At 40.8% G+C, this 14,415-nt stretch carries 16 protein-coding genes and 1 pseudogene; 4 read left to right on the top strand and 13 right to left on the bottom strand.

The genetic code is table 11. The annotated features are described in order from the left end of the window. Window positions 1–99: 99 nt before the first annotated feature. Together AC58QG_RS04145 and AC58QG_RS04150 are read right to left on the bottom strand one after the other, a co-directional pair. The gene (locus tag AC58QG_RS04145) at window positions 100–1,533 is read right to left on the bottom strand and encodes a PAS domain S-box protein (RefSeq protein ID WP_497360837.1); all 1,434 of its coding nucleotides are present in this window, start codon (window positions 1,531–1,533) and stop codon (window positions 100–102) included. Window positions 1,534–1,645: 112 nt separating this feature from the next. Then, entirely contained in the window at window positions 1,646–2,446 is an 801-nt protein-coding gene (locus AC58QG_RS04150; RefSeq protein ID WP_497360838.1) for a P-loop NTPase family protein, read from the bottom strand. A gap of 309 nt (window positions 2,447–2,755) precedes the next feature. Between AC58QG_RS04150 and AC58QG_RS04155 the strand changes: the two genes are divergently transcribed. Then, window positions 2,756–3,394, top strand: coding sequence for an HD domain-containing protein (locus AC58QG_RS04155; RefSeq protein WP_497362774.1), 639 nt, complete (start codon window positions 2,756–2,758; stop codon window positions 3,392–3,394). A gap of 988 nt (window positions 3,395–4,382) precedes the next feature. On the opposite strand, the gene AC58QG_RS04160 is transcribed toward AC58QG_RS04155, so the two are convergent. The 11 genes and pseudogenes from AC58QG_RS04160 to AC58QG_RS04210 all read right to left on the bottom strand — a co-directional run bounded on the left by AC58QG_RS04160 (window position 4,383) and on the right by AC58QG_RS04210 (window position 12,651). Beyond that, complete coding sequence (locus AC58QG_RS04160) at window positions 4,383–4,775, bottom strand: hypothetical protein (RefSeq protein WP_497360839.1); 393 nt, start codon at window positions 4,773–4,775, stop codon at window positions 4,383–4,385. A 323-nt stretch (window positions 4,776–5,098) separates the two neighbouring features. Continuing rightward, window positions 5,099–6,220 carry a hypothetical protein gene (locus AC58QG_RS04165; RefSeq protein WP_497360840.1) on the bottom strand — a complete coding sequence of 374 codons (1,122 nt, stop codon included), beginning with the start codon at window positions 6,218–6,220 and terminating at the stop codon, window positions 5,099–5,101. Next, window positions 6,217–6,774 carry an RDD family protein gene (locus tag AC58QG_RS04170; protein WP_497360841.1) on the bottom strand — a complete coding sequence of 186 codons (558 nt, stop codon included), beginning with the start codon at window positions 6,772–6,774 and terminating at the stop codon, window positions 6,217–6,219. The genes AC58QG_RS04165 and AC58QG_RS04170 overlap by 4 nt, the downstream gene beginning before the upstream one ends. A gap of 261 nt (window positions 6,775–7,035) precedes the next feature. Beyond that, on the bottom strand, window positions 7,036–7,377 hold the full coding sequence (locus AC58QG_RS04175; protein ID WP_497360842.1) for a hypothetical protein: 342 nt from the start codon (window positions 7,375–7,377) through the stop codon (window positions 7,036–7,038). Between the two features lie 289 nt (window positions 7,378–7,666). After that, entirely contained in the window at window positions 7,667–8,524 is an 858-nt protein-coding gene (locus AC58QG_RS04180; RefSeq protein WP_497360843.1) for a tail fiber protein, read from the bottom strand. A 232-nt stretch (window positions 8,525–8,756) separates the two neighbouring features. Continuing rightward, window positions 8,757–9,035 (bottom strand): hypothetical protein, encoded by a 279-nt coding sequence (locus AC58QG_RS04185; RefSeq protein ID WP_497360844.1) that lies wholly within the window; start codon window positions 9,033–9,035, stop codon window positions 8,757–8,759. Between the two features lie 89 nt (window positions 9,036–9,124). Then, window positions 9,125–9,763: an HAD-IIB family hydrolase gene (locus AC58QG_RS04190; RefSeq protein ID WP_497362775.1), complete on the bottom strand. Its 639-nt coding sequence runs from the start codon at window positions 9,761–9,763 to the stop codon at window positions 9,125–9,127. Next, entirely contained in the window at window positions 9,703–9,921 is a 219-nt protein-coding gene (locus tag AC58QG_RS04195) for an HAD family hydrolase (RefSeq protein WP_497360845.1), read from the bottom strand. Before AC58QG_RS04195 ends, AC58QG_RS04190 begins: the two co-directional genes overlap by 61 nt. A gap of 167 nt (window positions 9,922–10,088) precedes the next feature. Further along, on the bottom strand, window positions 10,089–10,580 hold the full coding sequence (locus AC58QG_RS04200; RefSeq protein WP_497360846.1) for a GNAT family N-acetyltransferase: 492 nt from the start codon (window positions 10,578–10,580) through the stop codon (window positions 10,089–10,091). Between the two features lie 203 nt (window positions 10,581–10,783). Then, window positions 10,784–11,372: pseudogene (locus AC58QG_RS04205) on the bottom strand (SDR family oxidoreductase). A 616-nt stretch (window positions 11,373–11,988) separates the two neighbouring features. After that, entirely contained in the window at window positions 11,989–12,651 is a 663-nt protein-coding gene (locus AC58QG_RS04210) for an SDR family NAD(P)-dependent oxidoreductase (protein ID WP_497360847.1), read from the bottom strand. 66 nt (window positions 12,652–12,717) lie between these two features. Here AC58QG_RS04210 and AC58QG_RS04215 point away from each other — a divergent pair, with 66 nt between their 5' ends. From AC58QG_RS04215 to AC58QG_RS04225, 3 genes are all read left to right on the top strand, one after another. Further along, on the top strand, window positions 12,718–12,933 hold the full coding sequence (locus AC58QG_RS04215; protein ID WP_497360848.1) for a hypothetical protein: 216 nt from the start codon (window positions 12,718–12,720) through the stop codon (window positions 12,931–12,933). A gap of 242 nt (window positions 12,934–13,175) precedes the next feature. Continuing rightward, window positions 13,176–13,640 carry a DUF2243 domain-containing protein gene (locus AC58QG_RS04220; protein WP_497360849.1) on the top strand — a complete coding sequence of 155 codons (465 nt, stop codon included), beginning with the start codon at window positions 13,176–13,178 and terminating at the stop codon, window positions 13,638–13,640. After that, window positions 13,630–14,403, top strand: coding sequence for a cytochrome c oxidase assembly protein (locus tag AC58QG_RS04225; RefSeq protein ID WP_497360850.1), 774 nt, complete (start codon window positions 13,630–13,632; stop codon window positions 14,401–14,403). The genes AC58QG_RS04220 and AC58QG_RS04225 overlap by 11 nt, the downstream gene beginning before the upstream one ends. The last annotated feature ends 12 nt before the right edge of the window (window positions 14,404–14,415 follow it).

Here is a 14,415-nt window from a genome sequence, read left to right on the forward strand (position 1 = left end):
AGTTTCGACTAGAACCACGCATTCATGTCCGTTAACGTAACGGAGGCTACCATTGTGCTGGCAGCCTCCTTTAGTTCTGTTTTGAGCTATTGTTATCCATTACTCGATTGGCAAAATAACTTCCACCATCGTCCCTTTCCCAACTTCACTTTCGATTCGCATAGTCCCCTTATGATTTTGGATGATCCTCATTGAAACCATTAATCCTAACCCTGTTCCTGTTTCTTTTGTAGTAAAAAAAGGATTTCCAATCTTGGCTATTTCATCTTGTGGGATTCCATACCCTGTGTCATTAATTCGAATGTATATTTTATCGTTCATTTGCTTGGCTTGTATGATCACTTCTCCGCCTTTAGGCATGGATTCAATTGCATTCTTTAAAACATTGATAAATACTTGATTGATACTGCGTTGACACTGAATTAAAGGTAAATTGGCATCTAACTCTTTCTTTATTTGAACATTATAAAGGTTTGCTTGTCCTTCAAATAATCTTGTAACGTGATTTAATATATGTTCCACGTCGCTTAACTCATATACCTCATTTGAAGGTTTAGCTAACACTAAAAGCTCACTTACAATTTCATTGATTCGATCAATTTCTGATATCATGACTTCATTACGTAATTTCTTTGTACCATCCAAATCCTCTTTCATATACATTTGCATAAATCCTCGTAAACTCGTCAAAGGATTTCTAATTTCATGGGCGATCCCAGCTGCAAGTTCGCCAATTAAGGATAGTTTCTCTGATCTGCGGATTAATTCTTCAGAATGTACCCGTTCTGTTATATCACGCCCCATACTGATAACATGTTCAACATCACCTGCAGTATTTCTTATTTTTTTAGAGTGTGCTTCTTGCCATATATAATGACCGTTTTTATGCCGAATACGATAAACAAATATTCGGCTATCAGAATTATCAGAATTACCTTTATTTAACCAGCGACCCTTCAAATCTTCTTGATGCCAATAATCATAGGCTTGTTTTCCGATAAGTTCTTCTGGATCATACCCGAGTTGGTTACGGACAGCTGGCGAGACATATGAGATAATTCCGTTTGGAGTTACACGCAAAATAACGTCCTGTGAATGTTCAGAAATAAGCTTGTGTAGTTCTTCAATCTTCTTGAACTCTTCTTCCTTCTTTTTTTGTTCTGTTATATCTACGATTTGGGAAATAAAGATGTAATTACTCTTTATTCCCATACTGTTCCTTTCTACAGTAACATTTAGAAGACCCCACATGATGGTCCCAGATTTATGTATATACCTTTTTTCTATTTGATAACCATCTATTTCACCCTGTACCAATTTACGCCATAATTCCAGATCTGCTTCTAACACTTCAGGATGTTTGTCAGATGGAACACCGAGACTTATTAACTCACTTTCGCTATATCCTAACATCTTGCATAAAGATGGATTAGCCTTAAATAAACTTCCATCAAAAGATAACAAAGCCATTCCAATTGGAGATTTCTCAAATGCACGTAAAAAAAGACTATGGTCATTGTAATGAGATAACATCCGATCCTCCGTATAAAGCAGTTAAATTAACCTACTAATAAATTTGATTAACCTCATTAAGGAATTATAACAACAATTTTCAGTTATTAGTATCATTTTTCAATAGTACACTTTATCCGATTTTTCGAACTATGGCCTCCACCATATGACTGAAGACCTCTTCCCAGTCAAGGTTTACATTTTCAATTGTATAAGTCGGAAATGGCAGATTATCAAGCAGACTCAATTCGATCCGCTTGCGGTTCTCCATAAACCTAATATTTTGTTCCGTTGCGAAGTGGGGTCTTGAACGGATTGAAGAAATCCAAACCTGCTGCTCCCGCACACTCGGCTGAGTTAAATAAATCACCACGGGCCGCAAAGCAGCAATCTGGTCGGCGATTCCCTGAATATGCTCCTCGATATGGTGATCAACAGCTTGATAATGACCTATCAAATCATGAATCTGATGCTGAAAAAAAACTGCTTCGAGCACATATACCTCATCTGAATTACTAGCAAGCTCAGCGAATCGTGCCCAATGCCGCTGAATCGAATATGTAAACTCTGACAACGAGGCCACAGGCGAATCCGTCCAGCATAACTCACGGGACTTCAGCTCTGAATAGAGCGCATCCAACTCATTGAACTCCTTGACTTCACGATAAGGTATCAGATAATTAATACCATTCTTTATGGCTCTTGAACGGATTTCATTAGCGGTGTCTGGATACCGCATCAGAAGTTCCTTATATTCCTCTTCACTGAAGAAAGCGTGCCAATTCAAACTCGTAGGATGTCCTTTTGCACCTTCGTCATAGAAACGAGAGGAAATGTCTTGCTGTACCAGGAAGCGATGCAAACGTTCTGCTAACGTCGATTTGCCCGTACCGCATAACCCTTCAATCAAAATCAATTTGCAATTCTTTCGCATACGATTTGCTCCCACTTCTTATTTACTTCACAATAGTTTCTCGATAGCGCAATGCTCCTCATGCGAGCCACCTATGTATTTTAATATGACAGCTCCTCAACATGATCGGCTGCGTTTTGATTCTAAAAATAATCACGGTAAAATTGGGAATTCTATATTGAATCGTGAGCCGGGGTTCCGGAATTGCGTCCAGGCGGTTCGGCCATTCCACGTGTATATGCCATTTTGAATCCGGATGTCACAGAAATGTTCCTTCAGTTGTCTACTTGGATGTACAAACTAAAAACAAAGTTTAAGGTGGAAGTATCGATGACGAATTTAATTGCTGATATAAAGATTCCCGATAGCAAACTAGCCGTAGAAGCTGCTGAGTTAATGCGTGAGCATAGCGACGACCTTCTGTGGAATCACTCGAATCGGGTATTTCTGTTTGCGGCTATGAAGGGTAACCTGAATCAAATGAAATACGATTCTGAATTGCTTTATATCAGTTCGCTTTTCCACGATATCGGTCTTACTCCCGCATTCCGAAGCACGGACAAACGCTTTGAGGTCGATGGGGCTAATGCTGCCCGCGATTTTCTTAAAAGTCGCGGAGTCCCGGAAGATTCCATTCGGCTTGTATGGGATGCTGTTGCCCTGCATACAACTATCGGAATCGTCGAATATAAGGAAACCGAAGTGGCACTTATGAATTTTGGCGTAGGTTATGATGTGGTCGGGAAGAACTTCGATCTCATCTCAGCAGAAGCGCGGCAGCAAGTCGTCGAGGCTTTTCCTCGCAACCGGTTCAAACAAAACATCTTACATGCATTCTTGGAAGGCTTCAAAGACAAACCGGAAACAACATACGGAACGATTAATGCCGATGTATGTGAAATGCTTCTTCCGGGATATAAGCGCCCCAACTTTTGCCATCATGTCCTTCATTCCAAATGGGATGAGTAATTGACTTTCCCTACAAGTTTATTAAATCAGAAATGGGATCAAGTTCTTGTCATTGGCTCGTGACAAGAACTTAATCCCATAAAATAAAAAGACCCCGTTTTACACGGAAATTGATGGGACAATGTTCTTGTCACCCGATATAAATGAAATGACAACAAGAAGTTTTTCGACTATCAAATTCATAACCCAGGTTGCCAACCGGCCTGTAAGCCCAAGGCGCTTAGAAGTATTCAATATAATACCCTTCTGTAGTCCAACTATTTTCCATTTCAATATACATGTCATCTATTTTTTGCTTTGATTCCCCGAATCTTCTAATTAATTCCTCCCTATATTGGCTCATTGACCTTCCTTCATATATAGAGTTACTTGCGCAGAACTCATCCGACATATAAATACAGTAACTGGTGTTGAAATAAGAACAAAGTTCTTTACACACATTCCTTAATAGTAGCTGTGACTCCATATCCTTTAGAAAAAAACGCCACCTAATAAAGGACAACAGCTCAAAGATATGTGAGTTAAACTTCATTTCGAGAATTAAACCTGGTCCTCTTAACTTTAATGTGTCGTCACTGATAAGTTCTTCCCAAGTGTTTGAATACTTGTAGCTCTTATGAAATTTAGCTTCATCTACTCTTCTTCTCAAATTGCTTGCCCAGCTGGTTGTTCGTTTTCCGAAGGAACTGGGTAAATTTAGTTCCCGTATCCACTCCCACTGGTCATTTTCATGATTAGTAAATTTATGTATGGCTGGAAATAGGTCAGTTCTATAAATTAAATCCTCTAATAATTTGTCGAGACTACCGTTGTCTCGAAGATTATGTTCAATAACCGCTGAAAAATCGCTCCCATATTATACTCCTATTCTCTTAAGAGTTTAAAAAGTATGGTTTCTTACTTACTCTATATTAACACATATTGGAAATGTCCTGCCCTTTACTTCAATGAGGCTGATAATTGATACCGTAGTCTCGTCCTTATATTATTATCCTTCAACTATTTGATAAAATCTAATATCTCCTCTTTCTGTTTCAGCTATTAGTATGTCATTTCGCTCTTTGACACGAAAGATCTTTGTTCCGACTGCCAGTTTATTTGCTGTTCCGTTTTTAAAGGCTTTACCATTATTACTTTGGTGAGTAATTTCAGTTACTTGTATGTCTTTGGATAGTTTCAACTCATCCACCCAAGGAATTCCTGCATTATATACAGTTTCTTTATACATAAAAACATTAGCATTCGGATCCATTCTTAAAACTTCTTGTGCAGTCGGATTTCCAATTGTTTTAGTCTGTTCTGAAGTCATTAATATTTCATCTTTCGAGCACCCTGTTGTAATGAAACACATTAACAAAAGAATAAACACAACTATTCTCACGCACTTCCCTCTTTCCATGAAATGATGGGATATTATTCTATACATAAGGACGCTAATATTATTTCGAATGTTGCGAAAAGGAACAGCTGCCTCCGTCGGCAGAACTGTTCCTTTATTGTGGTTGGTTGATTTATTTATTCCATGGAGTTTCAGTTTTATGCTCGATGACTTGTACTACTTTTTTTTCAATATTCTTTTTCCATTGCTGAACTATTGCTTTTTTATTTCTTGATAACTTTTCTATTTATCATTCAACTAATCTGCCTGTTAGTTGAGAAAACGGCAGCCCTTATGCCGGCTGCCGTTTTAGCATGTACATTAGATCAGTTGAATTTGTAAATAATCGTTTCTGGTTTCGATTCCAAAGTTGAATGGGATCGGTCAACAGTGAACATCAGTAGTTTACTGTTTGGACTCCAGAACAATTCGCTGCCCGCCACTTGATTGCCGCTTTTGTAGATCATCTTGTTTGCGACCCTCTTCATATCGACCACTTGGACCTCGTATTTGTCGGGGTAGTGTCTCGCCACGACATAAGTCAGTTTCGATTGATCAAGTGACCAAGATACTTTGTTGAAATATTCCCCTGTCTCCAAAATATTCCCTATGGGATTTCCATCTGGATCAAGCAGCAAAAGTTCACTTTTCATCCTGTCTGACTGGCTGCCGAACTTTGTCGTTACTATAGCTATCTGATCTCCATCTGGAGAGGGATAGAATCGATTTACACTTTCACCATATATCGTATGCAATACAGGATTATCCAGCTGTGACATCTCGATATAACTTAATCCACCAACTTCTACAAAGTACAAACGTTCGCCTATTTTCGTTACCTGTTCCACGTTTCTGGTATCCGTATCCTTACGTTCCATCAATTGATTTAATGCAGGCATCGGTGTAATCTTCCCCTGCAAATCAATCTGCACGACGCCTCCATCACCAATTCCACCCCTATACAATATATGCTCATTATCCAGCCATACGGCGCTGCCAGCAACTGCCTGATTGGGGATTTCCTTCACCTCTCCGCCATCTCGGCTGATCATCCGATGCTCGGCAACCAGATTCTCGTCCTCCATATGATTCTGCTTCACATAGATATGCCTTCCGTCGGGAGACACCGCATAAATATCGTAGGAAATGCCAGGTTTTTCTGCTCTTACCTCTCCGGAGATGATATCCTTAATCCCCATCGTATCTTTAAATTTGGGCTCATGATGTTCGTCTGTTCCGATTTTCACTGATTGCACAAACTCTATCTCATGATCGGAGATCCAGCCGGTACCATGAAATCCCTCCAACCGACTGGTAGTCCAGCTATTCGAATCCAAGACAATATCTACGTTTTCTTCCAATGCGTTCTTAGTCGCAACATGCGATTTTAAAGTCACACACGAACTCAACAGTATAGCCATAACCCCCAAACAAACAAGCTGCTTCATCTTTGGTTGTGCTCCTTAATCCTGTGTCTTATAACCGTCCCCGCAATAAAGTCGTAAACAGTTTGATTATTTTTGCTCCATAGCGGACTTATCATGTAAATAAATACCAAACCGTAGACCGTCCCCAATAAAGAATAAATTAAATAATTGGGGTACTCAGAAGGAATTACCATGTGCCAAATGGTGAAATGAGCTAGCTCCCAAGGGATGAATTTAAGGGCAGAACGAACAAGCGAAGATCCGAATCCAATAGGTTGGCCATAAATGCCAGTCACCACAATCCCCATTTTTCGTTTACCCCATGTTGCATGAGATTTCGTTCCCTCACATACGGCAAAATAAAGATATACAGGCAGAGTAATGAATAAAAAACCAGTAATCTCCGCCAACAAGGGACTTGTCGTAAACAATGGAATCAACTGCGGTCGTGCAAGAAAAGATACGCCGATCAACAGGATGATGTAGCCCAAAATGATTATATAATCCAACAAAAATGCGATTATGCGGGTTCCAAACGATACGCTCTTTAGATTTTCATTTATCCGGTCGTCCACTGAGTCCAGCTCCCAACCTAACTCGTCTTTATATCTTCAATCTTTGAAATGGTGAAGGATAATATCTTTTCTTTCAAGTGCATTTTTGTCGTCGTTAAATCAATAACCAACACCCCGATGATACCAACAAGCACTCCGATCGTTATCTTTGTTCGTATCTTGCATGCACCACGTTTCTTCTCATATTAGACGTATATATATATTACATCGTTGCGTAATTCTGCCTAATATTTTTTTACTCATTCGTCAAAATTTTGTTACCTACAAATTTTTCATCAATTCAATTTTCGTAACAATCCAACCTATATCTTCTATTAAATAAACATTATATCTTTGAATGCCTCTGTACCTTTCATTTTTAAAGTCACAATCACATTCAAGCAAATATATACGGTCTCTAAACTTCTTTTCACTTAAATTGACATTAATAATCTTATATTCATTGGTATTGGAGCTTAAATATTGTTCGATTGAAGCTTCAGGACTAGATTTGATGTTTCTTGTATCAAAGAACAATTTTATAATGCTCGCAAAATAGACGATAGACATTAATAAGAAAAATACTAAAAAAACTAATATAATCTTTGTCTTTGTAATTCTCATAAATTCCACCTCGGGTTACCTGACCTAATTCCAAAGTATACCATAATCTGGAACTAAGCTGCCCGATAGGTGAGAAAAGGCCACGGATCCACCGGCAGATTGGTCTGGTCGTTTATTGTGCTCTCTTTTCTCGTTAGTTGAAGCTTGCTAAAATAAAATTACTGTTTAAGTTCTGTTTCATGCCCACAATTTAAGTAAGGCCGGTAACCACTCGAAAAAGAGAGGTAACCGGCCTTTTAATGTGTACACAAGTGAATAGGATGCATCTTAGACTTTAGGTAGAAATATATTAACGCGCTGGGTAGATGCCTTCAACTTGAATGACATAACTTACGCCTGCCGGCGCATAGTCACGTAAATCCGGAATGCCGAACGTTGTACGACCATCCCCTCCGTACATAGTTCCTAATAGGGAGAACAATGCCGTATTGTTAGAGATGGACAGTAGTTGCCCTTCGCAAGCGAGAGTACCGATAGGAGCAAAGTTACCGGCAAACAGCCATACTTCTCCCATAAATTTTTGCACGCTGCTACCACTACTACCTCCCGACATTTGAATGTTGGGGTTGCCGAACAAAGGACCCGAGGTTCCCGGATCACCTTTAGGGCCCTGAGGTCCGGCAGGTCCGACAGGGCCTTGAGGTCCGGCAGGTCCGACAGGGCCTTGAGCGCCCGTTAAGCCGGTAGAGCCTTGAGGTCCGGCAGGACCGGCAGGGCCTTGGGCACCCGTTAAGCCGGTAGAGCCTTGAGGTCCGGCAGGACCAGCAGGTCCTTGAGCACCCGTTGATCCGGTAGAGCCTTGAGGTCCGGCAGGACCGGCAGGGCCTTGAGCACCCGTTGATCCGGTATCACCCTGGGGGCCTTGAGGTCCGGCACCACTAGCAGTGGTATTGCCGTTCGCGTGATCCTCGAACATACCTTTCTCATGCATGTTTTTGATAACGGTGACAACTTCACCACGGGAAATGTTCTTGTCGCCACCGAATGAGCCATCTGGGTAGCCCTCCATAATGCCCTGTTCCCTTGCCCACTCAGCCGCTCCGCTCCACCATCCCGAATCTGTAAAGCTTGATACGCTTGCACTTGCTATCCCTGCTATTAGGAGTAGTCCTGCAATCGTTCCTAGTACTACCTTTTTCAACTTCATGCCTACATTCCTCCTGTGACACTGTTGATTTGTTAAAAAGAATAGGAGCCTGATGAAACCTACTTTTTTCTGAAGGAACGGTTTGATCTCAGCGTAGACGTACTTCCCAATCTTTTCGATACAAATTGTATCACGAAATTAATCGAATGGATACATGATGTTATGACAAACTTCACATTCCAGAGGCGCTGGACGTTCTGACCCAGGGAACTGTAACTTTCCAAGAAATCATTTATAATCTCTCTTTCGCCAGTTTGGTTATTTTTCTAGAAACTCTATCCCAAAGAAAGTCTAAATCTTTTGTACCTATGTGTATATGGAAAGACTCTTCTTCTAATCCTGTCGGGGAATATCCTTTTACAAACATCAGATGATTTTTCTGCTCTTTCATGTGTATATAATTATTATGAGTCATCTTACTAATTATCAATTCATTTACTCCATTTTCCTTTGGAATCTCCACAAGGATATCAATTGTATGCATTTTTAAACTGTGAAGTCCAATTTGCATCGTAAGGAACAACTGTGATTGGATATAATTTCCCAAGCTCATCTTTGTTCATAACTGACTCCTTCATTAATGTAGTATTATCCAATTGGCTATAACACAAATTTCTCAATTGCAACAGCAACACCATCGTTATCATTTGAATCGGTTACGTGGGCAGCACAATTTTTTAGTTCAATTATCGCGTTCCCCATTGCAATCGGTAATCCGCACATTTGGAATAGTCCTAAATCGTTATAGTCATCCCCGAATACCATTACATTTTCTGTCTTCACCCCGATATCATTAAGCACCCATTGCACCGCATCTTCCTTTGATGCTGATTTTTGCATGATTTGAACCAATTCCCCTCCATCGGTTGCGATTACATTCACATGGTCGCCGAATTTCTCAATTATATCCCTCCATGTGCTATAACCTTGAACCAATATTTTGGTTGGGGAGAGTGAACTAATAAAATCGTTATCAATCACCTGGGGGTTCGGATCAGTCGAACGGAGACCGAATTGAGCACGCTGCGAGTCGGGAACTGGTTTACATGCATACCATGAATCATTAACCTCGTATGAAATTAACGATTGAGGAGCATGTAACTCTATGAATTTGTTAATTTGTTGGCTAATCTCACTTGGGATACTAATGTGCCGCTGAGTTTGCTTAGACTTGCATGTTAGTAGTGCACCATTGTAATAAACAAAAAATAGTCTACAAAAGGAAAATTCTCTACAAATTGATTAGCCGCTCTAGGAGGTCGCGCCGTGGCAACAATAATATGTATTCCAGAATCAAAACATCTTTTAACAGCCTTATAATTTCTAGGTGATATGGATTTGTCACTGCCGAGCAAAGTTCCGTCCAAGTCTAGTACAATTGCTTGTATGTCCGACATCTGCATCTCTCCTCACAAATAATTCTTCCAACTATAACCTAATTTCTGGAGAGATGATAGAATCATTATTGAATCTGCGTTTTACTTGAGAAAAGGCAACCGATCCGCATGGATCCGGCTGCCTTTTCATCTAGTTTTTGAACACTCGTTTCTCGTAAGCTTAATAATCATAGTATTTTTTCTAGTTCAATTTCGTCATGAATCGGTATATCGTAATAACCCACTGTGGGAATTGTTGGCTTCAACTTCCTAGCCTCGTCAACTGCGTTTTGATGAATGGCGATTATTCGATACCCACATCGTTGATAAAATCTTAACGAATCCAAATTATCATTTGTTGTGATAAGCCAAATGCGATTTATTCCCGATTGCTTTACCTTCTGTTCCACTGTAGAAATCAATTTACTCCCGACACCAATGCCTTGTACGGTCGAATTAATGCTCACTAACTCGCAATCATTTATACCTAGGCGATAAGCAGCTTCCCCGACTCGTTTATCATCAATCCAGGCAATGAATGCATCCAAGTCATGCATATGGTGTTTCTTACCTTTTGATATTACGGTATCGCCACCCCACTGTAACCACTGTTCTTTCAGCCATTCCCAATCGTTTTCGTTCATAGGAGCAATAATTCTGATATCACCATTTTTACCCATTTCATCACCCCAATTCAGTATATTACAGAAAGAACCGATTATGAACTATTCAACTAATCTGCCCGTTCGTAAACGCCCCCGGGTTGACTGACTCGCTTTCATACTACTAAGGACTTCCTGCATACACGAAATTAAATAGACGTTCACTCAATAGAGTGAACGTCTATTTAACTTCAAAGCATGTTCCTCAACAAAAGGGATAGTTATAGTAGCGATTCAGCGCCGTCAAAGAACAGTTCCGTGCCAGTGATATGGTTAAAAACTTCTGAGGCAAGGAAAGCTACCTGATTGGCAACTTGCTCAGGCTGTCCAGGCGCGTGTTCCAATGGCTGGTTACCTCGTGGGTACTTGATCGGAATTTTAATTTTCTCAAGCTCCGGCATCGGCTGCGTATTTTCTCCAATATTGGTCTTAATTGACCCCGGGCAGATGGCGTTGACGCGTATTTTGAAGCGTACGATCCCAATCCTCTGGCTTCATGTCTTCGATTGGCGCCAAAACCCCGTTGATGCCAGCATTTGCAAAGTCAAAATCTAGCCGTCCCCAGGTCTTTAACGTTTGCTCGAACGCCTGTTCAACTCGGTTCGGATCGGAGATGTCGACCTCTACCGTTATAACCTGGCCGCCTGTTAACTCTAATATCTTGTTTCGTCTGCTCTAGCCGGTCGTCCTTCAAATCCACAAGGCATACTTTCATTCCTTGCTGCGCAAGCAGCACGGCGGCAACCCGTCCAATACCGATCCTGCTCCGGTAATCAATGCAACCTTGTCCTTTAAATCCGGCAGTACCATCAAAGATTTCTGTAATGTTTGCACGCTAGTGGCGTTTCACTTCTAAGCACGAATGATTGGCTGTATTTTTTTGCTCATCTAATCGCGCCTAAAATCCCCACAAGCCATTTACGGCCATGGGGATTTGCATTTGCTATCTATACTACTTCAACAAGTAAGGTTATTTCTTTGACCATAGTTTATTTACATAAAAAGACTCCCGAATATGCCATATGCCGGCAGCCTGCTTTAAGGATAGATATGCAGGTTTATTACAAGGCTGCCGAAGCCTATTAATTGAAGCCCAGAGATCATGACTCAGGGCTTATTCACTCATGTGGTTCATCTTCCTTTAAGAGCGAAGTAAACTGGAAATGATATGGCTGTTGCAATGCTCAAACAAACAAATGAACTGGGGATTATTAATCTTTTCATTTTACAAGGCTCCTTAATTGTTTCAAATTCCATTAGTCATCGATTCCTCTAAGGTGTACCATTATTATGGGTGATGAAGAAATTGTTTATTCCTCCAATGCTTCTCACTTTTAAACCCATGTTCCCAATTCCACTGTTTTCATTTTTAGTCTCCCTCCATTTCACCAAGTTAATAATTATTTTAGTTCAATTTTTGCGAGTGTTAATCATGACTCTGGGGAATTGTTCCAACAGGAATGTGCAGAAGATTTTCACTGATCGTCCATAGCCTTTCTGCCGACGACGAATCGATGGCCCACGAACGAACTCCGCGTTGCAGGGGACTGACTGCCGGTACTACGTCCACGATATCCCCGTCTTCGCAATAGACGCCTCCTTTGTCATTCAGCATCGGACTGACTGCGCACCATACAGATGTAGCGGCGCCTTGCTCGGCGGTTTTGAATCGTCCGGAAGACGTATAGGTGCCGTCTTCGTTCCGTCTTACGCCCCAAGCAGATAAGTCCTCATTACTCAAGTGTCTGGCAAATCCCGACAGGATAGCGCCGGGATGAACCGCAAAAGCGCGCACTCCGTGCTCTCGTCCTCGTCTATCGAGCTCAATAGCAAATAATGAGCATGCGCTCTTAGATTCTCCGTAAGAGACAATCTTGTCGTACGTCCTCGTGAAATGTAGATCGTCAAAATCAATAGGTCCTGTCATATGGCCAATCGACGAAAGAGCAACAACGCTAGCATTCCCTGCTCGCTTCAGCGGTTCCCATAAGTTATTCGTTAATTGAAAATGCCCTAGGTAATTCGTCGCGAAATGGATATCGAATCCCCGCGCATCTTTTAATCGTTGGAGGGAAACTAACACCAGCATTCAAAATTAATAGATCGAGCGCACGATTGGAACTCATGAAGACTGCGGAAAATTCATCGATAGAGGATGGATCCGCCAGATCTAACCGAATCACCTCAACTTGACTTGCTGGAAATGTGTCCTACTGCCGCAAGCGGTATTCCTCCAGTGAGATTAGCACATTTGGTAACAAGCGCATTGCGAGGATTTAAAACTGTTGCCAAGAGCTCAGTCGAGCTTCGCCATATGATTCAAGACTTGCTCCAAATCGTCCTTCCTGTTATTAGGAAAACTAATCATTGAAAATGTTACGCCAATACAACAAAATGGAGCTCAGTATTGTAAGAGGTTAGCCAGTTTTAACTGGTTAACCTCTTTTTTAATGGTGAATGTATCGGTAATCACAACACTAAGACTCTAACAAGCGGTCAGAACCTATTCCCAATTTATCATCCTCTTGAATCTATAAGTGGTTACAACACCATAAAATGGGCAAATTAGAAGTATGATATGTTGCTGGAAAATTTGAAAAGGAGTCATGAAAAGTGAGAACAGCTAACCGCAATCTGTGGTCGGGAATATTATTTGGCCTTGGTTTAGTCGGCTTTATTGATGAAACAGTATTTCATCAACTTTTGCATTGGCATCATTTCTACGACAAAACCACGACCCAAATCGGTTTGATTTCCGATGGTTTGTTTCACGCTTTTAGTTGGTTTGTGACGGTTGGATCGCTATTTATGTTTGCGGATCTTCGACGTCGAAAAGCGCTATACCTAAAACGGTGGTTTGGCGGCATTCTCCTAGGGGCTGGCTTTTTCCAACTATATGATGGTACAATCCAACATAAAATCATGCGACTTCATCAAATCCGTTACATCCCGAATATCTTCATTTACGATACCATATGGAATATCAGCGCTATAATTATGCTTTTCGTTGGAATCATTTTAACTATTCATTCCCGTATTAATGTCCAAGTCGAGAGGGCACCTTCGGATGGCAAATGATCATTTTTCTCATGGCAATGGCGCTTACTCTGACTTTATCCTCATACTCCTATTTTTAGTTGTGTTATTTCTTTATCTGTACGCTGCAGTCAAATCCAGTCGCACCTATAAGCAATGGCCCTTCTCACGTTATATCTACTGGTTAATAGGTTTACTATGTATTGCGCTATCTGTTGTTGGCCCTTTAGCAAATCTTTCACACATAAATTTCACAGCGCACATGATAGGTCATTTACTTCTTGGGATGCTGGCTCCCCTTTTCATTGCACTTGCAGCACCTTTAACTCTTATTTTAAGGACTCTCCCCCTACAATCTGCTCGCTGGATCTCACGGATACTTAGAGGCATGCCGTTTCGTATGTTTAGCGATCCTTCAGTAGCTTCAATATTAAACATCGGTGGACTATGTATCTTATACACATCCAACTTATATTCGAACATGCACAAGTTTTCAATTTTACATTTAATAGTTCATCTACATATATTTATTGCGGGTTACCTATTCACGATCTCAATGATTTACATCGACAAACCACCCCATCGAACTAGCTACGTTTACCGTGGTATTATCTTTGTATTTACCCTGGCCGCTCATGGCATATTATCTAAAACCATTTATGTTAACCCCCCACTCGGTATTTCAGCAATTCAAGCGGAAAACGGCGCTAAGCTTATGTATTATGGCGGTGATGCAATTGACACTTTTATTATTATAATCTTTTTCTATCAGTGGTTTAAAATCAAACACCTCGTAACTCATTAGTCCCTGAAACCT

The sequence above is a fragment of the Paenibacillus sp. J22P169 genome, assembly GCF_059691995.1.